The sequence below is a fragment of the Bradyrhizobium sp. AZCC 1577 genome (assembly GCF_036924575.1).
GTDB lineage: Bacteria > Pseudomonadota > Alphaproteobacteria > Rhizobiales > Xanthobacteraceae > Bradyrhizobium.
Map to the genome: position 1 here is coordinate 7,546,682 of NZ_JAZHRQ010000001.1, position 26,375 is coordinate 7,573,056.

The following is a 26,375-nucleotide window of genomic DNA, read 5'->3' on the forward strand; positions in this document are numbered from 1 at the left end:
ACGGAGGTGCCATGACTGCGGAAATCATCGACGGGCGCAAACAGGCGCAAATTCTTCTCGACAGTGTTGCGGGTGAATTGGGGCAGCTATCCCAAGCACCGGGCTTGGCGGTGGTGCTGGTCGGCGATGACCCGGCCAGCCACATCTACGTCCGAAGCAAGATCAAGACAGCGAAGCAGTTGGGCTTGCGCGGCGAGACGAAAATCCTGCCGCATGGCGTCAGCGAAGCCGAGCTGCTTTCCGTCATTGCGACGCTGAACGAGCGGGACGATATCGACGGTATTCTCGTCCAACTCCCATTGCCGGCGCGCATCGACACGTTGCGCATCATGGGCGCGATCGATCCGGCCAAGGATGTCGACGGCCTGCATGCGCTGAATGCCGGCCGCCTGCTGCATGGCGCCGATGCCCTCGTGCCATGCACGCCGTCGGGTTGCCTGAAACTCATCAAATCGATCGCGCCGGATCTTACCGGCTATCACGCCGTCGTCATCGGCAGCTCGAATATCGTGGGCAAGCCGATGGCAGCGCTGCTTCTGGAAGAGCGCGCGACGGTGACCCAAACGCATGTCCATACACGCGGCATCGCGTGCATCTGCCGCGAGGCGGACATCCTGGTCAGCGCAGTCGGCAAGCCCGGACTTGTGCGCCGCGACTGGATCAAGCCGCAAGCCATCGTCATCGACGTCGGCACCACGCGTGTCGCGAAGCAGGACGGCGGATATGCCGTTCAGGGCGACGTCATTTTCGAGGAGGCGGTGCAGGTTGCCGGCGCCATTACGCCCGTGCCGAGAGGGGTCGGTCCGATGACCATCGCATGCCTGATGGAGAATACGGTGAAGGCAGCGAGAGGCCGGCTAGCGGCAAAGATGCGGCGGGCGTCTACCGCGGCACACTAACTTCGCCCTTCCCTGCACGCTGCCGCGCCTACCCAACCTTCATTTGCTTGGCTGGAGTCCGGTCGACCTCGGCAGCAACGTCGGTAATTATCTCGCGCAACCAAACAAGTGCGGGATCCAGGTGAAAGGACGCCGGCCATTTGAGAGCTTCCCGGAATGCGGGGATGCGGACCGGCGCACGCAGCAGCTTCAGCGGAAAGTTTCGCGCGAAAATTACAGCGAGGCGATGATGCATTGTCGCGATGCGGTCCGTTCCGATCACCATGGCAGCCATCGCGGTGAAGTTCGGGGCAATGACCTCGATGCGGCGCTTATAACCTAACTGCACGAGGGCGCGTTCATCGAAGGATACTCCGTGAATGGGCCCGAGCTGAGCTGTTATGTGTCCAAGCTGAAGATAGCGGCCAAGCGAGATCGAGCGCCCGATCTGGCGGCTTCCGCGCCAGGCGACGCAGCAGAATTCGTCTGCAAACAAATGCTGGCTGGGATGGCCATCAATGAGATTTGTATCGGGGATCACGACGAAATCGACCTCCCCTCGCTGAAGCTGGTCATCGACCCGATCACCGAAGGGAAGAATTTCAAGGCAAACCCGCGGTGCCGCACGATACACACGCTTCATGACGGCGTGCATCAATACGATGCTCGCATAATCGGAAACGACCAGCCGGAAACGCCGCTCGGAACTCGCCGGGTCGAATTTTGGCGGCGAGATCAGATTGGCCCGGATTCGCAGCAGGATGTCCCGCGTTGGTCTTTCCAGCGACTGCGCCAGCGGCGTCGGCACCAGCTTTCGCTGTGAAATCGTGAAAATCTCGTCGTTGAAATACTGACGCAATCTGCCAACAGCGGCGCTCATCGCCGGCTGGCTGAGATGAAGGCGTCGACTGGCTCCCATGACGCTGCGTTCTTCAAGGATCGCATCAAGCGCGATCAGGAGATTGAGGTCCAGGCCTTCGAACCGCATCGGCTTACATCCATCATTCAAATATCACAGATCAAATATAATCGATTTTTCAAATTTAAAAGTCCCGTGTACTCAAGACGCAATCAAGAAATAAGTCGTGCATTGGGAGAAACGCTTTGATCAAGCCATGGATCTTTGAATTCATGCAGGCCCCGAACCTGAGCGACGGGGAGACCCTGCGCAGTACCGTGACTGCCGTGTTCGACGAAGGCTACGCGCATTGGCTCGAAGCCGAGAAGCTAGGGTTCGAAGGAATATTCTTTAGCGAACATCACTTCGGTCACTCATATAGCCCCTCTCCCAACCTCTTGATCGCAGCTATTTCTCGTCACACGACCCGGCTGCGGCTGGGAACGATGGGAATGGTCGTGCCGCTCTATGAGCCATGGCGTGTCGTCGAAGAACTGACGATGCTCGATCACCTGACAAAGGGACGCCTCGAGATCGGCTTTGCAGCGGGCGTGCCGCAGGAGCTCGCGCGGATAGGCTTAGGGATCGAGGAGGCCCGCGAGCGGTTCAACGAGGCTTTGGAGATACTCGATGCCGCCCTCGTGAACCACGTCATCAGCCACAGCGGAAAGTATTGGAAATTCGACAACCTCAGCCTGATGCCGAACGTCTTCCTGCAGCCGTCTCCGCCAAAATGGACGACTGTTGTAAGTACTGGATCCGCGCAGAAATCCGCTCAAAGGCAGTCCAGGATTTGCACCGGATTCGAATCCGTCGCTCGCATATCGGAAATCTTCGACGTGTATCGGAAGGAGTCTGCCCGGTTGGGATTTCCGGCAGGGCCCGATCAGCTCGCAATCCGGCGCAATGTCTCCATTTCATACGATGCGGCTGAGGCGCGCGACGAATCCCATGCCGCGAAGGCAGCGACACTGAAAGTTGTGGCTGGCGATCCGCGCGTTGTCCAAGGCACATCCTCATTGCTCGATGCGCCGCGGGCTGGAGCCGGCTTTTCACTGCATGACGACGACTACATCGCCGGCACGCCGGCACAGGTCGCTGAACAAATCATCGATCAATGCCGCAAATGCGGCGCGGGCCATTTCCTCGCGATGCTGGGAAGGAGCTTTACGCCGCGTCGCCGTGGAACACTCGCTCTCTTCGGCGAGGAGGTGATCCCCCAATTGCGGCGCGCGCAGATAGGTTGATGAGCCCGATTGCGAGCCGAGCATTGCGGGCTTGCGGCACAACAACTGGAGCGAAGCATGATTCAGGATAAGCCTCTTGTTCTCGGGATAGGAGGAACCCCGCGGCGCGGGTCATCGTCCGAACGCGCGCTCGTGATCAGCCTCAAGGCCGCCGAGGATGAAGGCGCAAGGACCCTGCTTCTCTCCGGTGCAGAACTGCTTCTGCCGATGTATATGCCCGGACAGCAACAGTCCGATCAGGCTTCGCGTCTCCTGGCCGCGCTTCGTGAATGCCACGGCATTATCATCTCGTCGCCGGCCTACCACGGATCGATATCTGGACTGATAAAGAACGCGCTGGACTACGCGGAAGAACTTAGAACGGATACACGCGCTTACCTGGATGGAATTCCCGTCGGCTGCATTGCTTGTGCTGGCGGATGGCAGGCGGTTGGGCAGACATTAGCCGCGCTTCGGACGGTTGCTCATTCCCTTAGAGGCTGGCCAACGCCGTTTGGTGCAACGTTGAACACATCCAGCGCGCTGTTCGACGCCGAGGGAAATTGCACCGATGCGGCAACCAAACGTCAGCTCGAGACGGTGGGCCAGCAGGTGATCGATTTCGTGCGCACGCAATCTCGCGGCAGATTGGCAGCGTACTCCTTCTCGACAGAAACGATGGTCCAACCGTAGTCCGGCTCGCGGCCAAAAGGGAGTTTGACGTGGTATTCGAAACGATAAAGCTCGAAATCGATGCCGTGGACACGGTCATAAAAGTCATCGGAAGGGGTCCGGCCGTGCTGGCGCTTCACGGAGCGGCAACGATCGAGGGGCAAGAATGGGCGCGCGGTTTGGCCGACAGGTTTCGGGTCTATCTGCCATTCCACCCCGGCTTCGGCGAAAGTGGACCTGCGCCGCATATCTGCGGGATGCAGGATTTGATCGTCCACAATTTGCGGCTCATCGCAGCATTGGGGCTGGATCGGCCGCACCTCGTCGGTCATTCCATGGGCGGCTGGATGGCGGCAGAAATGGCGGTGGTCGCCGGCGAACGCTTTGCTCGTCTGGTGCTGAACGCCCCTGCCGGGCTCAACCATCCTGACCATCGCGGCGCCGACCCCACCAAAATCGCTCCGCAAGATTTGCCTCACTACCTGGCGCATCGAACGGAAGTTGCGGCCCGATACTTTCCCGGAGGCTCGCTTGCACCCCCGCCAGCCAGAGCAGTTCATTGCGGCAAGGGAGAAGGAAAGCCAGGCGCTGAGCAACATTCGGAAGGCCCACGGCATGGGACACCCAAATCTTGGTCGATGGCTAAGCCGGATACCCAACGAAACGCTCATCGTGTGGGGCGACAGGGACAGGATCGCGCTTGCCAGTCAGGCGGAACTTTGGGCAAGCGCGATTCCAAAAGCCCGCATACATATCGTGCCCGGCGCTGGGCACTTCGCCATGCAGGAAGACCCCGCCTGTGTCGCGGCGATCGGCGATTTCCTCGCGGGGTGAAGGTGATTTACCGTCGCTCTCTTTCAAATGCGGAACGGGATGCTGCGGATCGATCGAGCGACCCATCGCCATTCCTTCAAATAGCAAAACCCGGGGAGATAATCATGAAAGCCATTGTGGTCGCGATCGCCTTCACCGCGAGCCTGATGTCCACTTCGCTGGCACAGAGTTGGCCGAGCCAGTCCATTCGCCTCATTGTCAACTTTCCCGCGGGAGGAGCAGCAGATCAGCTCGCGCGCCTTGTAGGTCAACCTCTCAGCGAAACTTTCGGTCAGTCGGTCGTAATCGAAAACAGGGGAGGCGCTGGCGGAAATCTGGGCGGAGAATCCGTGGCGACGTCCGCGCCGGATGGCTACACCCTGCTGATGTCTTCAGGCGGGATGGTGGCGATCAATCCGCATCTGTATGCCAAAATGCCATTCGACCCCACGAGGACATCATCCCCGTCGCCTCAGTTGCGCGCGTGCCTTTCTATCTCGTCATTCGGGCGGACAATCCGGTGCGGGATTTCAAGGAATTCATTGCTGATCTGAAGGCCAATCCGGAAAAGCGGAATTTTGGATCGCCCGGTATCGGCAGCTCTCCCCATCTTGCGGCAGAAATGTTGAAAAACATGACCGGCACAAGCGCAGTGCACGTGCCTTACCGCGGCGCGGCACCTGCGCTCAATGACCTGCTCGGGGGGCAACTCGACTTCCTGTTCGATCCCGGCATCGCCATCGAGCACGTGAAAGCCGGCAAGCTGCGCGCTCTTGCGATCGGAAGCCCCCAACGATCGCCCCAACTTCCGAATGTACCCACGCTCGACGAGCTCGGCCTTACGGGCTTTGACGCGGATGCCGTATTCGGCATCTACGCGCCAGCCGGAACATCATCCGACGTTGTCGCGCGTTTGAACAAGGAAATTAATCGATCGCTTGCAACCGCCGCGTTGAACGAGCGTATCGCGACCCTCGGAAACATCGCCGCACCGATGTCTCCGGAAGAGTTCAAGGAAAAGTCCCGCAAAGACTCCGAGCGGTTCGGCGCGATCATACGTGAGCGGGGCATTCGCGCCGCGAACTAGCTGCAAGTTTCGTAGCCGGCCTCTGTGGCGCTTGACGTGCTGATCAGGCTCCACTTTCAGTTCTGGCGCACGGGTTGGCGGATCACGGTCTTGAGCCTTTCAGGCGCCGTCTTGCGAGGGTCGCTCAGATAGACCTCATGATGCCGACCGGCGAAGTCGTAGCCGCCCGAAGGCATGATCTCCCCGTGCAACCTCGCGAGCAGCGGTCCTTCGTCGTCATAGCTGCCCACGTGCAATGCCTGGAGGCAGAGGCCTTCCTCCAGGCTTTCGAGCCTCAGACTGTCAGGAAGCGCGCCGAGCTTCTCTCGCGCCTTGATCCTGGCGGCCAGAAAGGTTTCGTCATCCACATAGTCCGGCACCATGATCATCATGGTCCACTCCCATTCGTCCTTGCGCCGTGCGGAGAAGCTCTCAGGGTCGGGAGCTGACCAAAGTCCCTCCAATGGCATCACGACGAAGTCTTTCCCGTTTGCCTTGCAGGAGAATTTGATCGTAAAGGCCGTCGCGTAGAGGCTTTCGACGGCCAGCCTATAAGCTTGGGCTGTGTTCGGGTCACCATGACCATCTATCATGAGGTAGGAAGCCGGCGGCACATCGATCGTCACGAAGCGGTTAAGGGGAGCGGTGAAGAGTGGCTTCCTCACCTTCTTTAGATCCAGCTTCTCCATCTACCCCTCACAGCATTCTGAACATGTTTGGACGGCCGAACCAGATCAGCCTTACTAGACCACACTAGACCACCTCGCGCAGAATACCTCGAGCCCGGAGAGCCAAAGTGAGGAGGCGGCACCTTATGGAAAAGAACGTAAAGGACTTGTTTGAGCGCTATGAGAACCTGTTCCGAACGGCGCTTAGGGATCAAGTGGATATGGACCAAGTGGCGTCTTCATACGCCACTGCGTTCGTTGCGGCCTCTCCGGCTGGCGTCAGTGTTGGCCGGAATGACGAACACCTGAAGCAGATGATGCAACAGGGGTTTGAAAATTATCGCCGGATCGGTACGAAGGATATGCGACTTCGCAATGTCCGCATCGCACGGATCGACGAGCAACCATTGCCTGGCGCACGTCGCTTGGACCGCCATCTACGACCGTGGCAGCGAACCGGATGTTTCCATTGATTTTGAGGTCCATTATCTGGTGCAGCAGCTCGAAGACACACCAAAGATCTTTGGATGGGTGTCAGGGGACGAGCAAGCCGTTCTGAAAGAACACGGCATCGTCTGAATTCCGCTTCCCACACCGTTCGCGTCCCGGTGCAGCCTGCGATTTTGTGCTATGCTTGCAAATAGCCTTCAGCCAGATCAAGCGCGGTTTCACCGGTCCCGTTATGGCTGACATAACAGATACCGCTGGCGTCATTGTCCGGCCGCCGATCGCGTGGGCGCTCGCGGTGCTCGCCGGGTTCGCGCTCAACTGGCTCATGCCCTTGCCGTTCTTGCCGGCCGCGCTACCTGCAGGCTGGCTAGGCGCGACAGTGTTTTCCCTCGCGCTGGCGCTGGTCGCGTGGGCGATCTCTACCATGACCCGGGCCGGCTCGAACGTGCCCACCAACCTGCCGACCACGACCATCGTGGAGGCTGGCCCCTACCGCTTCACGCGCAACCCCATCTATCTCGGCATGGTGCTGGGGCTCATCGGCTTGGCCATTGCCTTCAACAGCCTCTGGCTGTTGATGACGCTGCTGCCTTTCGCGCTAGTCATCCGCTACGGTGTGATCGCTCGCGAGGAAGCCTATCTCGAGCGCAAGTTCGGGGACGTCTATCGCCGCTACTGCGCGCGGGTCCGGCGCTGGCTATAGGGCGCTTGTCGGCCAGGGACCAGCGCCGGGGAACCCGTGCCTCGCCGTTCCCGCTCCGCAAATCGGCATGGGCATGGGTCGTGGGAAGGCGTATAATTGTGTGGTCCTTCGCGCAAAATGATCAACCTCTCGTGGAGGTGGCCATGAAATATGTGCTGCTTGGTAATCTGAGCCCGGAATGGGCAAGCAAGCAATCGGAGCGGATCGGCAAGGCCAAGACAAAACTCGACAAGCTAGGCATCAAGGTCGAGTCGATCCACTACACGCAGGGCTACTACGATTTCGTCGACATCGTCGATGCCCCGAATGAGGCGGCGATGCTCGCGTTCTCCGTCTGGTACGCGACCCAGGGTCTGGGGCGGGTCCAAAGCATGCCGGCCTTCGACCCCAAGACCTTCGAAGCCGCTATCAAGGACGCGGCGAACTAGGCGTCGCGGCGTGGCTCACGGCTTTCCTGCGAACCACCCGTGCCCACTTCGCTTGGGCGAGCGGGGTGTGGCATTGTTCCCGGGCGCGGGTGCCGCGCTTACCCCGGAGTGATCGAAGGCCGGGCGCGCCACGGTCGATGAAGGATGCCGCAAGCCGCTACACAGCGATTACTGCGGTGGTGCGGCTTGGTCCGGACCTGTGGCTCAATCTGCAGAAGCGCTACGATCTGGAGCGGGCCGAGCAGGAGCTTGGCGAGAAGATCAATGCTATTCCCACATTGGAAGTGGCGGTTCGCTGACCGCTTGACGCGGCTCGCCGCCTGTGTTCTCTTTTTGTTCTTTGGGCAACGCGTACGAGGTCTTTCCTTTCATGCATGACATTTGCACCGACGCCGGGTCGATCACGCTCTTCATTCATAATGACGACGATACGCCCGTCGAATTCGTCCGGCAGCTCCTTCGCAACGTATTCGGCAAGTCGGAACGGGAAGCGATCGCATTCACCGCGCTGATCGAGAACAAAGAGAAGGTGGCCTGCGGCCCCTACCCGGGCTCGGTCGCCAAGGCGCTGCTGGATTCGGCACGGCAAAGCATCAGCGCCGCCGGTCATGGTTTGCTGATCACCAGCGAAACCGCGACCACGAAAGGTGCATGCGATCTTTGCGGAGCACCGGCGACTGGCAGTGAAATCCTGCTCGCCGGCGGCACGGCGTGCCTCTGCAACGGCTGCCTGCTTGCCGTCAGGCGCGCATCGGAGGCCGTGCCTGGAGACGAGTTCAAATACGCCTGGCTCGCGCTTGACTGGCACTTTGCCGGAATCCCGCGAAACCAATTGGTGACGAGAGCGCGGCAGTTTCCCGGCCACATGCTCGCCGACGTCCAGGTCGCGGTCGCCCAGTTGCTCGCCTCGCCGCTGCACTTCTTCGGCATTCACGAGGAGTATCGCTATGAGACGCTGGTATTGCGGCCCTGATGAAGGATGGCCGGAACGCACCCGCGCTTGCGCCGCCGCAGTACCACGACGTCGAGATCGGTGAAGCGCAGCCGGTGAAATGCCTGCATAACGGACTGTGGCTGTGCAGGGCCGGCGAACTCCGCTACGCCGTGCTGCTATCGTTTCATCGCGAATACCAGCATGAGGCTGCGACACGCATCGAGATCGCCGTGCCGGCCGGCGCCGCCGGCGACGCACTCGTACAAAGTTCGTTCGCCGGGCTTGAAGAGGCGGTGCACGCCGCGCGTTCCTATCGCGGCAAGATCCTTTCGCTCGAAGGTGGATCCGACTATCGCGGACGGTCGAGCGGGGTCATGGTGCACCGGCTGCCGGCAGTCGGACGTGAGGAAGTCATCTTGCCCGAACAGACGCTGAAGCTGCTCGATCGCAACGTCATGGGCTTTGTCGGCAATCGCGCGGCGCTTCGCAAGCTGGGCCAGTCGACCCGCAAGGGCATCCTGCTTTACGGTCCGCCGGGCACCGGCAAGACGCACACGATCCGTTACCTCGCGACCAATTTGCCCGGACATACGACGTTGATCATCACGGCCGAGCAGGTGGGGTTGCTCGGCGCCTACATGAAGCTGGCGCGCCTGTTGCAGCCGACGATGGTAGTGATCGAGGACGTCGACCTCATCGCCCGCGATCGCGAAGAGATGGGATCGTGTGAAGAGCCGCTGCTCAACAAGCTGCTCAACGAAATGGACGGGCTGAAGGAGGACTCCGACATCCTGTTCGTCCTCACCACCAACCGGCCGGAGCAGCTTGAAGGCGCGCTGGCCGGCCGGCCCGGACGCATCGACCAGGCGATCGAAGTGCCGCTGCCCGACGGCATCGGCCGCAGCAAGCTTGTTCGGCTCTATGGCAAGGACCTGCCGATGGATCAGACCATCATCGATGAGACCGTGAACCGCACGAAGGGCGTCAGCGCCGCGTTCATCAAGGAATTGATGCGGCGTATCGCGCAAGCGAGCATTTTTCGGGACGGCGGTTCGACGGTCGAATCCGGCGACATCAGCGAAGCGCTGGACGACATGTTGTTCACTGGCGGCAGACTCAACGTCACGCTGCTCGGCGGCGCGCAGGAAATGGCAGGCGCTTGATCGGACCTGGCTTGGTAGAATAGGTTTTGACCCGCTACCTGCCATGAACCCGATCGTCTGAGCCAGCGGCCATGAGCGTTTCAGCCGACGCCCTGTACAAAATGTCCGACGTCGAATTGCTGGCGGCCTATGTAGAGGCACGGCGACAGTTCGTCGAAAAGAAGTTCGCGCGCGATACGCAGCGGGCGCGGCTCGAGTGGCTCAGAGCCAAAATGTTCGTCGGCAGCCCGGGCGGGGTCACCGAGCGCAACATGGCTATCGACGTTTCCGAGGAAATCGCGCGCAAGGGCCAGGAACTGCGTGAGATGACGCGAGAGCTCGATCTGCTCAAGGTCGATGTCGACGTCATCGGAATCGTCATTCGATCCCGCGGCGCGCCGGCACTGGTCGCCGCACAAGCGGAAGACGCGGTTCAGGGCGACGCCGAGCGCGAAGGCCATTGAAGCGCAGGGGTGGCCTCGCAGGTCAAGATATTTGCGCGATGCAGTCGATAAATGGCGCGCCGCGGCCGATGAAGATGGGCACTATTGCTTCACCGTGGCGCCGCGCCCAGATAATGTGAAGCTGCAACGTAGGACTTGATCGATGCTTCTGGCAATTGAGCAGGGAAACACCAACAGCCTGTTCGCGGTTCACGACGGCGACCATTGGATCGCCCAATGGCGATCGGCTACCGAACCTAGCCGTACAGCCGATGAGTACGCCGTGTGGCTGTCGCAGCTCATGGCGATGCACAAACTTGAGCTCAGCCTTTTGAATGCCTGTGTGATATCGAGCGTAGTGCCGCAGTCGATCTTCAACCTGCGAAACCTGTCGCGTCGTTACCTGCACGCCGAGCCGTTGATCATTGGTGAGAACACCGAGCTAGGCATCGAGGTGCGGACCAAGAAGCCCTCGGAGGTCGGATCGGACCGTCTGGTCAATGCGCTCGGCGCGCTCAAGCTCTATTCCGGGCCATTGATCATTGTCGACAGCGGGACCGCCATCACGCTGGACGTGATCGCGAGTGATGGCGGCTTCGAGGGAGGTGTGATCGCGCCAGGCGTCCACCTGTCGATGGAGGCCCTGCATGCAGCCGCCGCGAAGCTTCCCAGAATTGCGCTGCAAAAGCCACGACGGGTGGTAGGCGATGACACGGTTAGCGCCATGCAGTCCGGTATTTTCTGGGGTCACGTTGCGCTCATCGAAGGAATGATTGCTCGCATTAAGGCCGAGCGGAACGAAGCAATGACGGTCGTCGCCACCGGCGGCGTCGCATCGTTGTTCCACGACGCCACCAAGGCGATAGATCACTTCGATCCCGACCTGACGATTCGCGGTCTGCTGGAGATATACCGGCGAAGTACGGGATTAAGGTGACGATGCACTCGAATACAATCCGCCGTTCCTACTTCGCCAGCGCCGCTAGCGAGCGCAGATCGCTGCGATTTCCATCCGGCGAGTCGCGAGATTAAGCAGGAACGTAGGTCAACCTGATCACATCCTCGCCAATCCGATCATGAGTCACAAGGCGGAGCGGCGGCCGGGGTCCGGCGAAATATGGCTTGCCGTGGCCAAGCACGACAGGGTGCAGGTAGATTCGATACTCATCGATCAGGCCAAGTTCGGTGAGGCTTTGCGCCAAGTTCGGGCCAGCAACTTCGACCTCCCCGTCGCGCTCGGCCTTCAGCTTGCGGATCGCGCCCTCGAGATCATCCTCAACAAGCCTGGCGTTGGGGCCGACCGACTTCAACGAGCGCGAGACGACCCATTTCGGCTGTTTCCGCCACGCCGCCGCGAAGGCGTGTTCCTCTGCACCCCACTCAGGATGATCGTCGTCCCAGTAACGCATGATCTCATACATTTGGCGACCGTACACACTACCTGCCTGCCCCTGAGCCTCCTCGATGAAGTGGCGGAAGAGCGTAGGGCTTGGCGCAAACGCCATATGGTCGACGTAGCCGTCCAGGGACTGGTTCATTCCGAACACGAGCTTAGCCATACCCAATTCCTTCCTCACGCGGCCCATCCACGCGGTTCTGATTGCGTCATGAAATCGGTTGTAAGCTAGATTGACTGATTTTAAATCGCAATTGGGAACGGCGACGGCACGTTCGCCCGCGATCAAGTGCGCGCACTGTCGCGCAGCGGGTGTAAGTCGTGAGCCGGAAAGAGGTTCGCATTCGTGGGCTGCGGAGCGAGCTGCTCCAAACGCTAACCGCCGCCTCTGGCGTAGAGGCGGCGGTGCTAGGCGTTCGTGCCTTTGAACCGAAATGGCGCGCCACGGTCGATGAAGATGGGCACTACTCGTTCGCCGCGGCGCCATGATGCCGTGGCCTGCCGCGCGTTCCAGCCGGCAAAACTGCGAGGTTGCACGATTGCGCGCTACGCCAACGATCAGCCCGAATGATACGGCGCAAAGCGAGCAAATGAACCCACAAGTCCGGGTATGCCGGCAAGGATCAATATCGCGCCGATGGCGCGCGTCAGCTCAAGCCCAAGGAATGGCGATCGAACCTCCCAGTGCGTAACCCGCCATGGGAGGAGCACTGCCAACACGCCGGGCGCGGCGACGAGGAAAAGAGCGGAGCCCAAAACAGCACGCGTCTTTGGCATGCCATCCACCTGGTCATTGAACCCGCCGCGGGGCGGAGCGGAAACGCAGCATGATAGCGGCGCGTTTTGGCGGTGAAATCGTACAAATCGCAAAATGGCGCCCGAGCGTAGATGAAACTGATAACTACGTTTTCGCCGGAACGCTATGACGCTGCAGCCAGCCGCGAGACCGCTATCGCTCGAAAAGTTGCGACAGATTGCGAAATCGCACTACGCCACGCGATCCAGCTGAAGCGTGGCACGTCCAAACCCCACCTGCTGACGCGGGCGGGGTTCTCCCTTAACCGTTACCGATTACTACCGAGTGGTTCTGCCAGTCCGATGAGGAGTCCTTCGGGGCCGCGGATGTAGCAGAGCCGATACGAATCCTCGTACTGAACCACTTCGCCGACGAGCTGCGCACCGTGCTTACGGAGTCTGGTGAGTGTTTCGTCGATGTCGCTCACTGTGAACATAGCACGCAGGTAGCCGAGGGCGTTCACCGGGGCGTTCCGGTGATCGGCGACTACAGACGGGGTGAGAAAACGCGAGAGCTCGAGGCGGCTGTGGCCGTCGGGAGTGAGCATCATGGCGATCTCGACGCGCTGATTACCCAGTCCAGTGACGCGTCCGGCCCATTCTCCTTCAACCATGGCTCGCCCCTCAAGCGTCAGGCCAAGCTCGGTGAAAAAAGAGATGGCATCATCGAGAGATTCCACCACGATGCCGACATTGTCCATTCGTAGCAATTTACTTTTAGTCATGATTTCGGTCGTGTCCCTGGTGATGGTGTAGCTGCTGGACGGTAGCACTACGCCATCCACGGCGCGAAGAGCTTCGGGCACGCTCATTTCGGACTGCCTGCGATTTTACGCTACGCCTGCAAATAACTTCGGCTGGCTACATCGAAAGGAACGCAGGTTCCGCCATGGCTGACACGGCAGGTACCGCTGACGTCATTGTCCGGCCGCCGATCGCGTGGGCGGTCGCAGTGCTTACTGGGCTCGCGCTCAACCGGCTCACACCCTTGCCGTTCTGGCCGGCCGCGGTATCTGCAGGCTGGCTCGGCGCGATAGTATTTGCCCTTGCGCAGGCCGCGTGTCTTCCAAAAGGGGGCGCGCCATCCATGCTGGGCCCGCGTTCCCAGCATCGAGTTTGAATCAGAGGTTCTCCAGACTGGGAATCCGGATTCCGGTAAAAAACAGCATGCTCTAGCGTTTTGTGGCGTGTGCTCGGGACGAGGTTGGCCGTTAACCCTTCGTCTTGGCCTGCATGGGCGCGCACGATGCCCTGACACCGCTTAGCGCTTCCATTTTGCGATACCATGCAACGGTGGCGGGTGTCTTTGGCGAAGCGTCGGCAAGATAGAGTTGGGTCAGGTTCGATGCAATCGACAGGTCCGCGATCGTTGGCGTGTCTCCGGCGACATGGGCGGAACGTGACAGCCTGGCTTCCAGGACCGGAGCGACATCCGCCAATCGCCGTTCGCCACGCTCGATTGCGGAGGCGTCGCCATTGGGGCCGAGGAATACCTTGTTGAGGACGATATCGACCACGGCGGGGCCGAGGCGGCACTGGTTCCAGTCAAGCCATTGTTCCACCTGGGCGCGCGAGTCGGCGGCCCGAGGATACCACTCAACCAAGTCATGCTGGGTGCAGAGGTAGCGCAGAATAGCGTTCGATTCGGTGAGCGTAAGATCTCCATCGATCAGCACCGGGACTTGATGGTTCGGATTGATTTTGCGGAAGTCGTCAGACATGTGCTGGCCGGACGCCATGTCGACGACGCGCAACTCATAGGGAATGCGAGCTTCCTCAAGTAGCGCGACGACCCGTCGCCCATGCTGAGAAAATGGAAAGTGATAAAGGATATACATGGGGTCTCTCCCTTGGCGTTTGCTTGCGATATCTGCCTACAGCAACCGCTGCCGACAGCGCCTTTCAGGATCGTGTGTTCTACCGAGAGGTAGTCTGCCGAGCGCATTGCATCTTTCTGATGACGCCGACAGCGCAATGTGCCGCGCTTGAGATCATCGGCGTGGTACGGCACCGTCACTTTGCGCGCCGAATCGGCTCGGTGGACCAGCCGATAGTGGCTGCCGGAGGTGCGGGTCACGGCAAAGCCGCGCGCTTGATCGCAGTGAAATGGCGCGCCCGAAGAGATTCGAACTCCTGACCCCCAGATTCGTAGTCTGGTGCTCTATCCAGCTGAGCTACGGGCGCGTTTTCGCTTGGCATTTGGGCTTTAAGAGGCCCGGATGCGTCCGACAAAGACCTCGGACGGTCGCGAAAGAGCGCTTTAGCTACCCGCTCCGGCTTCGCTTGGCAAGGTGGGGAAATGCGATCGGGGGGCCAATTCCGGGCAGTATTTCCGTCATTCCGGGCGCATCACAGCGCAAACCTCGGATGTGCCCCGCACATCGGGGAATCTCGCGCCACGACTTCTGGATTCCGGCTTCGATGCGGAGGATGCAGAGCCTGTCATCGGGCCGCGCTTCGCGCGGACCCGGTGGCATCGCCCCGAACGACGTGGAGGATCAACTGCTTACGCCCGGGCCCGCTCGTTGCGGACGCTCTGTAGTTCCACCGGGCGGTCGGGAATCGAGACGCGGAAGGTGGCACCAATGGTGCCTTCGACCAGGTGGATGTCGCCGCCATGGGCGCGGACCAACTCGGCGGCGATCGCCAGGCCCAGCCCGCTGCCGCCGGGGCGGCCGGAGGTCTGGAACGCCTCGAACAGGTGCTCGCGCGTCTTTGCCGGCACGCCCGGACCGGTGTCGGAAACCTCGATGATCGCGACCGAGCCTTCGCGGCGGCCGGTGATTCGGATCTGCAATGTCGCGGTGTCGCCCTTGGGGCGGCTGTCGAGCGCCTGCACCGCGTTGCGCACCAGGTTAAGCAGCACGCGAAAGAGCTGGTCGGGATCGGCGTCGATCGAAAGCCCGCGCTCGATGGCGTTGATCCAGGTGATCGAGGCGTCGGCGGCAAGGCCGGCAGATTCGCGCACCTCGGTGACCACGGGTTCGACCTGGATCAAGCGGCGGTCGGGCTCGGCTTCCTGAGCCCGGCCATAGGACAGCGTCGATTGGCAGAAGTCGATGGCGCGCTCCAGCGAGCGCATCAGTTTCGGCGCAAAGCGCTGCACCCGCGGATCGGGCACACTGGCCAATTGATCCGACAGCAATTGCGAGGACGCCAGAAGATTGCGCAGATCATGGTTGATCTTCGACACCGCAAGCCCGAGCGCGGCAAGCCGGCTCTTCTGGGAGAGCATCGAGACAAGGTCGCGCTGCATGTCGGACAGTTCGCGCTCGACGACGCCGATCTCGTCGCTGCGCTGGCTCGGCACGATGATGCGCGCCGCGCTTTCGGGGTTTTCGTGGAAGCCGACGAGATTGGCAGTCAGCCGCCGCATCGGGCGGACAAACAGATAATGCAGCGCGAGGTAAACCAGCCCCGCGGCCAGCATCGCGATCCCCAGCGAGACCAGCAACAGATTGCTGGAAAAGCGGTACATCGCCAGCCGCAACGGCTTCTCGTCGACCACGACTTCGATGAATTGGGCGCCGCCGGGCGCGGGCCCCACCACGCGGATGGTCTGGTTGCCTCGCTCCAGCATGGTCTCAAAGGACTCGACGATCGCGGACCACACCGTGAGCGTCCGCATGTCGATGTCACGGTCGATCGCCGGCGGCAGGTCGGCGCTGGCGAGCAGCCGACGCTGCTGCCCCATCTTGATGGCGACCGCCCGCGCGCCGACGCTGGTCAGAATCTGCCGGGCCAGCGAATCCGGGACCATGCCGAGTGGCGCGGCGTCCAGCACCAAGGCGGCGGTATTGGCCGCGGCGAGGCGGTCGTTCAGCCGATTGGTCCAGAAATTCGCGATCGAAGGCACGTAGATCATCAGGAGTGCGATCATCACGAGCGGGATGGTGAGGAGCAGGAGCTTGCCGGACAGGCCGAGCCGCCGCGGGCCCGAAGGCCGCGGCGCTTGAAGAGTCGGCTGGTCGGTCGCTGACACGATTATCCGCCTTGATATCTCTGCTTTCGGAGCCCGCCGAACCCAGGTCGCGCGGCCCATATAAGTTCGCGTTCCCGTGATTCCGAGGATGCGTTTGGGCCACCGAACGGTCAAATTACCGATCGCTAATGTGCCGTGGTTCCAATGGTCCGGGCGCGTCGCCGTCCTGCCCCTGAAAACCCCACGAAAACAGATATATTCGCCCCAATTGCGACGTTTCAAAGAAGGGCTGATGCGGCAGCCCCCGACATTGACGAAAACAGGTCGCTCCCGTATAAGCCGCGCCAATTGTCCGCGATGGCCCGGTTTCAGCCGGGGGCGGCTCGCTTTGGGCCGTAAATGGCCCATTTCGGGCCGGCCCGCATCATCGGACGCATCTCAATCCAACAGGCAAATTGCCCGGTCAGCGGAGAACTACCCGTGAAGCGGACTTATCAACCCAGCAAACTGGTGCGCAAGCGCCGTCACGGCTTCCGCGCCCGTCTCGCCACCGCCGGCGGCCGCAAGGTTCTCGCCGCTCGCCGTGCGCGCGGCCGCAAGCGTCTGAGCGCCTGAGCCGGAACCTTTCCGGAGATTTCATTCATGGATCGGCTGAGGCAGCGGGCGGACTTTCTCGCCGTTGCCAATGGCACGCGGGCCAACAGCGCTGCCTTCGTGGTGCAGCGCCGAGCCCGCGACGATGACGGCCCGATCCGAATCGGCTTCACCGTTACCAAAAAGAACGGTACTGCTACCGAGCGCAATCGCATCCGGCGCAGGCTTCGCGAACTGGTGAAGCGGCTGGACGTCATATCGATGCGACCGCACCATGATTATGTGCTGGTAGGCCGTCGCGCCGCGCTCACCCGCGACTTCGCAACCATGCTCGACGATCTCCGCTCGGCGCTGCATCGCCTCGACCGGCAGCCGACCAAACATCCGAATTGAATGGCGAGACCTCAAAAACGATGACCGACAACCGCAACACCATCCTCGCCGTCATTCTGTCCGGCCTCGTGCTGATCGCCTGGCAGTATTTCTACAATATGCCGCAGATGGAGCGGCAGCGTGCGCAGCAGCAGACCCAGGCCGAACTTAACAAGTCGCAGCCGCAGACGGCTCCGGGCTCCACCACGCCGCAACCGGGCGCGACGCCCTCCGCCGGCGCGCCTGCCGGCCAGCCGGCCCAGCCGGTCGTCAGCCGCGACACCGCGATTGCCGCCTCGCCCCGCATCAAGATCGAGACGCCGCGTATTTCCGGCAGCATCGCGCTGAAGGGCGCGCGCATCGACGATCTCGCATTGGAGAAATTCCGCGACACCGTCGATCCGAAGTCGCCGGCGATCGTGCTGTTCTCGCCCTCGGGGACGGCGCATCCCTATTACGCGGAATTCGGTTGGGTCGCCGCCTCCGGCTCAACCGCCAAGCTTCCCGATCGCGAGACGGTGTGGCAGCAGGAAGGCTCCGGCAGCCTGAGTCCCGAGAGGCCGGTCACGCTGAAATGGGACAATGGCGAAGGTCTCACCTTCCGCCGCACCATTGCGGTCGACGACCGCTATCTCTTCACCATCAAGGACGACGTCACCAACGTCGGCAATGCGCCGGTCACGCTCTATCCGTTCGCCCTTATCTCCCGCCACGGCACGCCGGAGGTCTCGGGCTACTACATCCTGCATGAAGGCCTGATCGGCTATCTCGGCGACCAGCGCCTGCAGGAATACAGCTACTCGAAGATCGACGAAGTTAAGTCGGTCGCCTTCAACGTCACCAATGGCTGGCTCGGCATCACGGACAAATACTGGGCGTCGGCGCTGTTGCCGGACACCACCGCCAGGCTGCAGGCGCGCTTCTCCTCCAACCTGGCCGGCACCAAGCGCACCTACCAGACCGACTACCTGCTGGATCCGCAGACGATTGCGATCGGCGGCACCGGCAGCGCCAATGCGCGGCTGTTCGCCGGCGCCAAGGAGGCCAGCGTCGTCGGCATCAACTTCCCGTTTGCCGGCCATGGCGGCTACAACAAGCAGCTCGGGCTCAACCAATTCGATCTATTGATCGATTGGGGCTGGTTCTACTTCATCACCAAGCCAATGTTCCTGTTGCTCGACTATTTCTTCCATCTGGTCGGCAATTTCGGCCTCTCCATCCTGCTGGTGACGGTGCTGATCAAGCTGTTGTTCTTCCCGCTCGCCAACAAGTCCTACGCATCGATGGCGAAGATGAAGTCGGTGCAGCCGCAACTGCAGGCGCTGAAGGAGCGCTATCCAGACGACCGCCAGAAGCAGCAGCAGGAGATGATGGAGATCTACCGCAAGGAGAAGATCAACCCGATCGCGGGCTGCCTTCCCATTGCGCTGCAGATTCCGGTGTTCTTCTCGCTCTACAAGGTGCTGTTCGTCACCATCGAAATGCGCCATGCGCCGTTCTACGGCTGGATAAGGGATCTCTCGGCGTCGGACCCGACCAACCTGTTCAATCTGTTCGGTCTGCTGCCTTTCGATCCGACGCACATTCCGGTGATCGGATTTTACCTCGCGCTCGGCGTCTGGCCGATCATCATGGGCATCACGATGTGGTTCCAGATGAAGCTGAACCCGACGCCGCCGGATCCGACCCAGAAGATGATCTTCGACTGGATGCCGCTGATCTTCACCTTCATGCTGGCCGGCTTCCCGGCGGGTCTCGTGATCTACTGGGCCTGGAACAACCTGCTCTCGGTGATCCAGCAGAGCTACATCATGCGAAAGAACGGCGTGAAGGTGGAGCTGTTCGACAATCTCAAGGCGACGTTCGCGCCGAAGAAGGCCGCCGAGAAGACGTGACGCGGCGGCGCCTTCGGCTGCCATACCGACATTCTCCAACCCGTCATGCCCGGCCTTGTGCCGGGCATCCACGTCTTTACGGTGCTGGTGACGGAAACGAACATGGATGGCCGGGATAAGCCCGGCCATGACGAAGGGCATGGGATCTTCGCATGAGCGCTGACATCGATGCGGAGCTGATCGAAGAGGGACGAAAACTCTTCGCCGGCGAATGGAAGTTCGTCTGGGCCTCGCCCTCGATCGAGACACTGCCGCCGATGGCGGGCGTGGAAGTGGCGTTTGCCGGCCGCTCCAATGTCGGCAAATCGAGTCTCATCAACGCGCTCACGGGGCGCAACGCGCTGGCGCGCACCTCGCATACGCCGGGCCGCACCCAGGAACTGATCTTCTTCGAAGGGCCTGACAAGGCCGGGCTGCGGCTGGTCGACATGCCCGGCTATGGCTATGCCTCGGCGCCGAAAACCAAGGTCGCCTCCTGGACCAAGCTGATTCATCAATTCCTGTTAGGACGCGCCACGCTGGCGCGGGTCTATGTGCTGATCGACGCGCGCCACGGCATCAAGGATGTCGACCAGGACGTGCTGAAGACGCTGGATAAATCCGCCGTGAGCTACCAGGTGGTGCTGACGAAGGCGGATCAGGTGAAGGCCGCCGAGCTTCAGAACAATATCACCGAGACAACGGCCGCGCTCGCCAAGCATCCGGCGGCGTTTCCGGATGTATTGGTGACCTCCTCGCGCACCAGTGCCGGCATGCCGGAATTGCGCGCGGCGATGGTGCGCCTGTTGAAGGAGCGCGGCTGATGAACCGCACCGGCCGCATCCTGATCGTGCTCGCTGCCATCATGGGCGCTGATGGTGTCATGCTGGCGGCAGCCTCCGCCCATGGCGCGGATGCGTCGCGGCTGGTGTCGGCGTCGTCGATGCTGTTGTTTCACGCCAGCGCGGTATTGGGCACCGTCGCGTTGGCCGAGCGCGGGATGGTTCACGCGAAAATCGGCATCGCGGCCGCTTTCGGCCTTGTTCTCGCAGCGAGCCTGTTCGCCGGCGATTTGACGCTGCGGCACTATGCCGGGCATGGGCTGTTTACGATGGCCGCGCCGACTGGCGGGACACTGCTGATCGCGAGCTGGCTGGCCTTGGCGGTTTCGGCGGCCTGGCCGCGGCGGGAGTGACTCTTCCTTCTCCCACAAGGGGAGAAGGAAACAACCCACTTTGCGCCCTGCCCGCCAATCGGATAGAACCCGGCCCGACATCCGAAAATGGCGAGACCCGCTTCATGACATCAGCGCAAGATATCAGCCCGCTCGATCAGGCCCGCATCCTGTCGGAAGCGCTCCCGCATATGCAGCAATATGACGAGGAAACCATCGTCATCAAATATGGCGGCCACGCCATGGGCGCGGAGGAAACCGCCAAGGCGTTTGCGCGCGACATCGTGCTTCTGGAGCAGACCGCGATCAATCCGGTGGTGGTGCATGGCGGCGGGCCGCAGATCGCGACCATGCTCAAGCGGCTCGGTATCCAGTCGGAATTCGCCGCCGGGCTGCGCATCACCGATGCCGCCACGATTGAGATCGTCGAAATGGTGCTGGCGGGCTCGGTGAACAAGCAACTCGTCGGCTACATCAATGAAGCCGGCGGCAAGGCCGTCGGACTGTCCGGCAAGGACGGCAACATGGTGAAGGCGACCAAGACGTCGCGGACCATGGTCGATCCGGATTCCAACATCGAGAAAGCGATCGATCTCGGCTTTGTCGGCGATCCCGACAAGGTCGATCTCACGCTGCTGAACCAGTTGATCGGCTATGAACTGATCCCGGTGCTGGCGCCGCTGGCGACCTCGCATGACGGCCACACCCTCAACATCAACGCCGACACGTTTGCCGGCGCGGTGGCCGGCGCGCTCAAGGCCAAGCGACTATTGCTGTTGACCGACGTTCCCGGCGTGCTCGACAAGTCGAAGAAGCTGATTCCGGAATTATCGGTGAAGGACGCGCGAAAGCTGATCGCCGACGGCACGATTTCCGGCGGCATGATCCCGAAGGTCGAGACCTGCATCTACGCGCTGGAACAGGGCGTGCAGGGCGTCGTCATCATCGACGGCAAGATGCGGCACGCCGTGTTGCTCGAATTGTTCACCAATCAAGGCACCGGCACGCTGATCCACAAGTGATGAGCAAAGCGGCGACGCGCATACGGGCCGTCATGGCCAAGCATGACGAGCGGAGGGCATTGCGACGGCCGCGCTTTGCACGCTTCCTGATTTCGCTGCCGGCCGCAATGACCTCGCTGTTCGTTTCCGCGCTGCCCGCGTTTGCCGACTTAAAGCTCTGCAACCGCATGAGCTACGTCGTCGAGGCCGCGATCGGCATCGACGAGAAATCGGCGACTGCGACGCGCGGCTGGTTTCGGATCGATCCGGCCGCCTGCCGGGTGGTGCTGCAGGGCGCGCTGACCGCCGACCGCATCCTGTTGAACGCGCGTGCGCTCGGCGTCTACGGCGCCTCGCCGATCCCGCAGAACGGCAACGACACGCTGTGCATCGCGCCGGACAATTTCGTCATCGCCGCCGCCCGCCAGTGCCGCGGCAACCAGACGCCGGCGCCGTTCACCCAGATCACGCCGACGCGGACCGACGACGGCACCCTTGTCGCCTATCTGGCCGAAGATTCCGAGTATGACGACGAGCAGGCGCGGCTCGCCGGCATCCAGCGGCTCCTGGTGATCGCGGGCTATGACGCCGCGCCGATCGACGGCGTCGACGGACCGAAGACGCAAGGGGCCTTGAGCGCCTTTCTGAAGAGCCGCGGACTGGCGGCCGAAATCGTGCAGTCGCAAAACTTCTTCGCCACCATGATCGACGCCGTGCAAAAGCCCTCCTCCACAGGGCTGACCTGGTGCAACGACACGCCGCACAAGATCATGGCGGCGGTCGCCACCGACGACGGCAAGGCGGTGACCAGCCGCGGCTGGTACCGCATCGATCCCGGCAAGTGCCTGCATCCCGATGTGATCGGCCAGCCCAAACAGGTCTACAGTTTTGCCGAAGCCGTCGACGGCGAAAACCGCGCCATCAAGTATCGGGACAAGCCGTTGAACTGGGGCGGCCCGAAACAGCTCTGCACGCGCGAAAGCAAGTTCGAGATATCCGAACAGAGCGATTGCGGCACGCGCGGACTTGCCGCAATCGGCTTTGCGACGGTCGATATGAGTAGCGGCGGCGAGACGCTGCGATTTGCGATGCCGTGATGAAGCACGGCGCACGCTCTATCGTCGTCCCTGCGAACGCAGGGACCCATAACCACCGAACCGAGTTAGGCCTAGGATCCTACCCGCGACAAAAGGCAATGCGCACTGTGCTCACCAACAACCGCCGCGGCGTATGGGTCCCTGCGTTCGCAGGGACGACGGGGAGATAGAGCAGTGTCAAAAATGAGATCCCCCCGCTCCTTCAGCCACATCGACACCTGGGTGTTCGATCTTGACAACACGCTGTACCCGCATCACGTCAATCTGTGGCAGCAGGTCGACGCACGGATCGGCGAGTTCATCAGCGCTTACTTGAAGATCTCCGCGGAAGAAGCCCGCGTGATCCAGAAGGACTATTACCGCCGTTACGGCACCAGCATGCGCGGCATGATGACCGAGCACGGCGTGCGCGCCGACGATTACCTCGCCTATGTGCACCAGATCGATCATTCGCCGCTGGAGCCGAACCCGACGATGGGGGCTGCGATCGCAAAGCTTCCGGGGCGCAAGCTGATCCTGACCAACGGCTCGACCGATCATGCCGGCGCGGTGTTGGAGCGGCTCGGTCTGGCTGCGCATTTCGAGGCGGTGTTCGATATCATCGCCGCCGAGCTGGAGCCGAAGCCGGCGCCGCAGACCTACGACAGGTTCCTGCGCGTCCACGGCGTCGATCCCCTGAGGTCGGCGATGTTCGAGGATCTCGCCCGCAACCTCGTGGTGCCGCACCAGCTCGGCATGACCACGGTGCTGGTGGTGCCTGACGGCGCCAAGGAAGTGGTGCGCGAGGACTGGGAGCTGGAAGGCCGCGATGCAGCTTACGTCGATCATGTCACGGATGATTTGACGGGGTTTTTGCAGAGGTTGAGCGGCAACGGATAACTCTTTCCGTCGTCCCTGCGAACGCAGGGACCCATACGCGGCGGCCGCGCTGATTAAGGTCGGTGGTTGACGCCATGCTCAATTCACCACGGCCTGTGGTTATGGGTCCCTAGGTTCGCAGGGACGACATCGTGCCTTGACTCTCACCCTCCAAATCCCGAAAAAGCCCACCGACTTTGCCCAATCCCCCGAGGAATCCCGATGTCCCTGTCCGCGCTCGAATCCACCGTCAATTCCGCCTTCGATGCCCGCGACGGCATTTCGACGGCGACCAAGGGCGAGGTTCGCGAGGCCGTCGATCACGCACTCGAGCTGCTCGACAAAGGCGAGGCGCGGGTGGCCGAGCGTGAGGCCTCGGGCAAGTGGAAGGTCAATCAGTGGCTGAAGAAGGCGGTGCTGCTGTCGTTCCGCCTCAACGACATGGGCCAGATTCCCGGCGGCCCCGGCAAGGCGTCGTGGTGGGACAAGGTGCCGTCGAAATTCGAGGGCTGGGGCGAGAACCGTTTTCGCGATGCCGGTTTCCGCGCCGTGCCCGGCGCGATCGTGCGCCGCTCGGCGTTCATCGCCCGCAACGTCGTGCTGATGCCCTCCTTCGTCAATCTCGGCGCCTATGTCGATGAGGCGACCATGATCGACACCTGGTCGACGGTTGGTTCCTGCGCGCAGATCGGCAAGCGCGTGCATATTTCCGGCGGCGTCGGCATCGGCGGCGTGCTGGAGCCGCTGCAGGCCGAACCTGTGATCGTCGAGGACGACTGCTTCATCGGCGCGCGCTCGGAAGTCGCCGAAGGCGTGATCGTGCGCAAGGGCGCGGTGCTGGCAATGGGCGTGTTCCTCGGCGCCTCCACCAAGATCGTCGACCGCGAGACCGGCGAAACCTTCATCGGCGAAGTGCCGGAATATTCGGTCGTGGTTCCCGGCGCCCTGCCCGGCAAACCGCTGAAGAACGGCCAGCCCGGCCCATCGACGGCCTGCGCCGTGATCGTCAAGCGCGTCGACGAGCGCACCCGCGCCAAGACCAGCATCAACGAATTGCTGCGGGATTAGGGCTCGAACCTAAAATCCCTCCGATGCGACCAATCTCCGGGCCGCGGGCTTTGCCGCCGCCCGGGGTTTCGCATGGACTGGGTCTGGTTCCTTTTCCGCTTCGACGGCCGCATCAACCGCGCCAAAATGTGGCTCGCGATGCTGGTCCTGTTGGGCTTGATGATGTCTTTGGGGACGGTAATCGTTGCGATCCACAGCCTGTTCGGCGGCCCCGGTATCCTTCCATTTCGGCGCTACGGACCTCTTCAAGCTGGTCGATCCCGACGCATATCGGTCCCTGACATTGGCCGACCTCCCCCGGCTCTTGATCAAGCTGGTCAGCACGTCGCTGCTCATGTGGGTCTATTTCGCGACCTCCATCAAGCGGCTGCATGATCGCGATAAGAGCGGATGGTGGATGGCGCCGTTCTTCGTTCTGCCCGGCCTCTACAATCAGTTTGCAGACCGGCTTCCCGATTCCTACGCCGACCTGCCGCTAGCCGTTGCCGCGTCCGTCCTCTGCGTGTGGGGCTTCGTCGAAATGTACTGCCTGAAGGGCTCGCGAAACACCAACCGGTTCGGCGCCAACCCGCTGACGCCGCCTCCGCCGCGCGATGCGCGGCCGCGCTGGGATCAGCAAAGCGAGATCGAAATGGCGCCGCACAAGGCTGGCCCGCCGCCGGTTTGGCGTGTTAAGCCGGGGTATGAATGACGCCGTCTCCATCACCCGCGATCTCGTCCGCTGCCCTTCTGTCACCCCTGCCGACGCCGGTGCGCTCGGCGTGCTCGAACGTCTGCTGAAGGGCGCCGGCTTCGAGGTGCATCGCGTCACCTTCGGCGAGCCAGGCACCGCCGATATCGACAACCTCTACGCTCGGATCGGCGACAGCGCGCCGCACATCACCTTTGCCGGCCATACCGACGTGGTGCCACCCGGCGACGAGGCCGCGTGGACGCTTGGCGCGTTCTCGGGCGAGGTCAAGGACGGCTATCTCTATGGCCGCGGCGCGGTCGACATGAAGGGCGGCATCGCCTGCAGCGTCGCAGCCGTGCTGCAATATCTTGCCGACAACGGCGGCAAGCCCCAAAAAGATGGCCGGGGTTCGATCTCATTTTTGATCACGGGTGACGAAGAGGACATTTCGGTCAACGGCACCATCAAGCTGTTGAAGTGGTGCGCCGAGCGCGGCGAAAAATTCGATCATTGCGTGCTCGGCGAACCTTCCAACGTCGAGGTGATGGGTGATTGCATCAAGATCGGCCGCCGCGGCTCGCAGTCCGGCACGCTCTACGTCGACGGCGTGCAGGGCCATGTCGCCTATCCGCACCGCGCGTCGAACCCGGTGCCTGATATTTCACGGCTGATCGCAGCGCTCTCCGACGAGCCGCTCGACCATGGCAGCGCGCAGTTTCAGGCGTCAAACCTCGAGTTCACTTCCGTCGATGTCGGCAATACTGCTGGTAACGTCATCCCCGGACAGGCGCGTGCAAAATTCAACATCCGCTACAACGACAACCACACGCAGGAAAGCTTGCGCGCGCTGGTCGAGGAGCGGCTGGCAAAGGCCTGCGGCAACCGCATCCGCGCCCGCATCGTGTGGGAATATTCCAACTCCAACGTGTTCGTGACGAAGCCGGGCGCGTTCACCGATCTCGCAGTAAGCGCGATCGAGGAAATCACCGGACGCAAGCCGGAGCTCTCGACTTCCGGCGGCACCTCGGACGCGCGTTTCATTTCGAGCTACTGCCCGGTGATCGAATTCGGCCTCGTCGGCCAGACCATGCACCAGATCAACGAACGCACGCCGGTGTCGGATCTGGAGAAGCTGACGAAGATCTATCGCGGGGTGTTGGAAAGGTATTTTGCCTAGTGCACCGCCGCCACCATCCGCACAGAACCGTAGGATGGGTGGAGCGCAGCGAT

General features: G+C 61.7%; 28 protein-coding genes, 1 tRNA gene and 2 pseudogenes. 23 read left to right on the forward strand and 8 right to left on the reverse strand.

Annotated features, from left to right (window positions below):
• Nucleotides 1-11 precede the first annotated feature (11 nt).
• Entirely contained in the window at nt 12-899 is an 888-nt protein-coding gene (locus V1278_RS35815; RefSeq protein WP_334383936.1) for a bifunctional 5,10-methylenetetrahydrofolate dehydrogenase/5,10-methenyltetrahydrofolate cyclohydrolase, read from the forward strand.
• A 28-nt stretch (nt 900-927) separates the two neighbouring features.
• On the opposite strand, the gene V1278_RS35820 is transcribed toward V1278_RS35815, so the two are convergent.
• On the reverse strand, nt 928-1,866 hold the full coding sequence (locus V1278_RS35820; protein ID WP_334383937.1) for a LysR family transcriptional regulator: 939 nt from the start codon (nt 1,864-1,866) through the stop codon (nt 928-930).
• A gap of 116 nt (nt 1,867-1,982) precedes the next feature.
• Here V1278_RS35820 and V1278_RS35825 point away from each other — a divergent pair, with 116 nt between their 5' ends.
• The 3 genes and pseudogenes from V1278_RS35825 to V1278_RS37095 all read left to right on the forward strand — a co-directional run bounded on the left by V1278_RS35825 (nt 1,983) and on the right by V1278_RS37095 (nt 5,574).
• Nucleotides 1,983-3,023, forward strand: coding sequence for an LLM class flavin-dependent oxidoreductase (locus V1278_RS35825; RefSeq protein ID WP_334383938.1), 1,041 nt, complete (start codon nt 1,983-1,985; stop codon nt 3,021-3,023).
• A gap of 57 nt (nt 3,024-3,080) precedes the next feature.
• Nucleotides 3,081-3,695 (forward strand): NADPH-dependent FMN reductase, encoded by a 615-nt coding sequence (locus tag V1278_RS35830; RefSeq protein ID WP_334383939.1) that lies wholly within the window; start codon nt 3,081-3,083, stop codon nt 3,693-3,695.
• 104 nt (nt 3,696-3,799) lie between these two features.
• A pseudogene (locus tag V1278_RS37095) lies at nt 3,800-5,574 on the forward strand (tripartite tricarboxylate transporter substrate-binding protein).
• A gap of 56 nt (nt 5,575-5,630) precedes the next feature.
• On the opposite strand, the gene V1278_RS35850 reads toward V1278_RS37095, so the two are convergent.
• The gene (locus V1278_RS35850; RefSeq protein WP_334383940.1) at nt 5,631-6,242 is read right to left on the reverse strand and encodes a GyrI-like domain-containing protein; all 612 of its coding nucleotides are present in this window, start codon (nt 6,240-6,242) and stop codon (nt 5,631-5,633) included.
• Nucleotides 6,243-6,596: 354 nt separating this feature from the next.
• Here V1278_RS35850 and V1278_RS37100 point away from each other — a divergent pair, with 354 nt between their 5' ends.
• The 8 genes from V1278_RS37100 (at nt 6,597) to V1278_RS35890 (ending at nt 11,258) form a co-directional block, all read left to right on the forward strand.
• Entirely contained in the window at nt 6,597-6,800 is a 204-nt protein-coding gene (locus tag V1278_RS37100; RefSeq protein WP_442894638.1) for a hypothetical protein, read from the forward strand.
• A 103-nt stretch (nt 6,801-6,903) separates the two neighbouring features.
• Nucleotides 6,904-7,374: a methyltransferase family protein gene (locus V1278_RS35860; RefSeq protein ID WP_334383941.1), complete on the forward strand. Its 471-nt coding sequence runs from the start codon at nt 6,904-6,906 to the stop codon at nt 7,372-7,374.
• A gap of 143 nt (nt 7,375-7,517) precedes the next feature.
• Entirely contained in the window at nt 7,518-7,802 is a 285-nt protein-coding gene (locus V1278_RS35865) for a GYD domain-containing protein (protein WP_334366296.1), read from the forward strand.
• Nucleotides 7,803-7,939: 137 nt separating this feature from the next.
• On the forward strand, nt 7,940-8,101 hold the full coding sequence (locus tag V1278_RS35870; RefSeq protein ID WP_334383942.1) for a hypothetical protein: 162 nt from the start codon (nt 7,940-7,942) through the stop codon (nt 8,099-8,101).
• A gap of 71 nt (nt 8,102-8,172) precedes the next feature.
• Nucleotides 8,173-8,775, forward strand: coding sequence for an ATP-dependent Clp protease adaptor ClpS (locus V1278_RS35875; protein ID WP_334383943.1), 603 nt, complete (start codon nt 8,173-8,175; stop codon nt 8,773-8,775).
• A complete protein-coding gene (locus V1278_RS35880) occupies nt 8,775-9,899 on the forward strand; it encodes an ATP-binding protein (RefSeq protein WP_334383944.1) in 1,125 nt (374 codons plus the stop codon). Before V1278_RS35875 ends, V1278_RS35880 begins: the two co-directional genes overlap by 1 nt.
• Nucleotides 9,900-9,970: 71 nt before the next feature.
• The gene (locus tag V1278_RS35885) at nt 9,971-10,342 is read left to right on the forward strand and encodes a hypothetical protein (RefSeq protein ID WP_334383945.1); all 372 of its coding nucleotides are present in this window, start codon (nt 9,971-9,973) and stop codon (nt 10,340-10,342) included.
• A gap of 142 nt (nt 10,343-10,484) precedes the next feature.
• Nucleotides 10,485-11,258 carry a type III pantothenate kinase gene (locus tag V1278_RS35890; protein ID WP_334366292.1) on the forward strand — a complete coding sequence of 258 codons (774 nt, stop codon included), beginning with the start codon at nt 10,485-10,487 and terminating at the stop codon, nt 11,256-11,258.
• A 91-nt stretch (nt 11,259-11,349) separates the two neighbouring features.
• On the opposite strand, the gene V1278_RS35895 is transcribed toward V1278_RS35890, so the two are convergent.
• The 6 genes and pseudogenes from V1278_RS35895 to V1278_RS35915 all read right to left on the reverse strand — a co-directional run bounded on the left by V1278_RS35895 (nt 11,350) and on the right by V1278_RS35915 (nt 16,494).
• A complete protein-coding gene (locus V1278_RS35895; protein ID WP_334383946.1) occupies nt 11,350-11,880 on the reverse strand; it encodes a dihydrofolate reductase family protein in 531 nt (176 codons plus the stop codon).
• 901 nt (nt 11,881-12,781) lie between these two features.
• Nucleotides 12,782-13,237, reverse strand: a complete 456-nt coding sequence (locus V1278_RS35900) for a VOC family protein (RefSeq protein WP_334369121.1) — start codon at nt 13,235-13,237, stop codon at nt 12,782-12,784.
• Nucleotides 13,238-13,723: 486 nt separating this feature from the next.
• Nucleotides 13,724-14,350 carry a glutathione S-transferase family protein gene (locus V1278_RS35905; RefSeq protein WP_334383947.1) on the reverse strand — a complete coding sequence of 209 codons (627 nt, stop codon included), beginning with the start codon at nt 14,348-14,350 and terminating at the stop codon, nt 13,724-13,726.
• Between the two features lie 143 nt (nt 14,351-14,493).
• Nucleotides 14,494-14,589 (reverse strand): annotated as a pseudogene (locus V1278_RS37105) (hypothetical protein); the annotation flags it as partial.
• 30 nt (nt 14,590-14,619) lie between these two features.
• Nucleotides 14,620-14,696: transfer RNA gene (locus tag V1278_RS35910), tRNA-Arg, on the reverse strand.
• 322 nt (nt 14,697-15,018) lie between these two features.
• Nucleotides 15,019-16,494, reverse strand: a complete 1,476-nt coding sequence (locus V1278_RS35915) for a HAMP domain-containing sensor histidine kinase (RefSeq protein ID WP_334366257.1) — start codon at nt 16,492-16,494, stop codon at nt 15,019-15,021.
• 420 nt (nt 16,495-16,914) lie between these two features.
• Here V1278_RS35915 and rpmH point away from each other — a divergent pair, with 420 nt between their 5' ends.
• The 11 genes from rpmH (at nt 16,915) to dapE (ending at nt 26,322) form a co-directional block, all read left to right on the forward strand.
• Complete coding sequence (gene rpmH, locus V1278_RS35920; RefSeq protein WP_008542748.1) at nt 16,915-17,049, forward strand: 50S ribosomal protein L34; 135 nt, start codon at nt 16,915-16,917, stop codon at nt 17,047-17,049.
• A 27-nt stretch (nt 17,050-17,076) separates the two neighbouring features.
• Nucleotides 17,077-17,421: a ribonuclease P protein component gene (gene rnpA, locus V1278_RS35925; RefSeq protein WP_334366256.1), complete on the forward strand. Its 345-nt coding sequence runs from the start codon at nt 17,077-17,079 to the stop codon at nt 17,419-17,421.
• 20 nt (nt 17,422-17,441) lie between these two features.
• A complete protein-coding gene (yidC, locus tag V1278_RS35930) occupies nt 17,442-19,295 on the forward strand; it encodes a membrane protein insertase YidC (RefSeq protein ID WP_334383948.1) in 1,854 nt (617 codons plus the stop codon).
• Between the two features lie 152 nt (nt 19,296-19,447).
• On the forward strand, nt 19,448-20,098 hold the full coding sequence (yihA, locus tag V1278_RS35935) for a ribosome biogenesis GTP-binding protein YihA/YsxC (protein ID WP_334383949.1): 651 nt from the start codon (nt 19,448-19,450) through the stop codon (nt 20,096-20,098).
• Nucleotides 20,098-20,469 (forward strand): DUF423 domain-containing protein, encoded by a 372-nt coding sequence (locus tag V1278_RS35940; RefSeq protein WP_334383950.1) that lies wholly within the window; start codon nt 20,098-20,100, stop codon nt 20,467-20,469. Before yihA ends, V1278_RS35940 begins: the two co-directional genes overlap by 1 nt.
• Nucleotides 20,470-20,573: 104 nt before the next feature.
• Complete coding sequence (argB, locus tag V1278_RS35945) at nt 20,574-21,470, forward strand: acetylglutamate kinase (RefSeq protein WP_028347942.1); 897 nt, start codon at nt 20,574-20,576, stop codon at nt 21,468-21,470.
• A gap of 32 nt (nt 21,471-21,502) precedes the next feature.
• Nucleotides 21,503-22,546 carry a DUF1036 domain-containing protein gene (locus V1278_RS35950; protein WP_334384327.1) on the forward strand — a complete coding sequence of 348 codons (1,044 nt, stop codon included), beginning with the start codon at nt 21,503-21,505 and terminating at the stop codon, nt 22,544-22,546.
• 183 nt (nt 22,547-22,729) lie between these two features.
• A complete protein-coding gene (locus V1278_RS35955; RefSeq protein ID WP_334383951.1) occupies nt 22,730-23,425 on the forward strand; it encodes a pyrimidine 5'-nucleotidase in 696 nt (231 codons plus the stop codon).
• Between the two features lie 201 nt (nt 23,426-23,626).
• Nucleotides 23,627-24,472, forward strand: a complete 846-nt coding sequence (gene dapD / locus V1278_RS35960; RefSeq protein WP_057846067.1) for a 2,3,4,5-tetrahydropyridine-2,6-dicarboxylate N-succinyltransferase — start codon at nt 23,627-23,629, stop codon at nt 24,470-24,472.
• Nucleotides 24,473-24,656: 184 nt separating this feature from the next.
• On the forward strand, nt 24,657-25,163 hold the full coding sequence (locus V1278_RS35965) for a DUF805 domain-containing protein (protein ID WP_334383952.1): 507 nt from the start codon (nt 24,657-24,659) through the stop codon (nt 25,161-25,163).
• The gene (gene dapE, locus V1278_RS35970; RefSeq protein ID WP_334383953.1) at nt 25,156-26,322 is read left to right on the forward strand and encodes a succinyl-diaminopimelate desuccinylase; all 1,167 of its coding nucleotides are present in this window, start codon (nt 25,156-25,158) and stop codon (nt 26,320-26,322) included. The genes V1278_RS35965 and dapE overlap by 8 nt, the downstream gene beginning before the upstream one ends.
• The last annotated feature ends 53 nt before the right edge of the window (nt 26,323-26,375 follow it).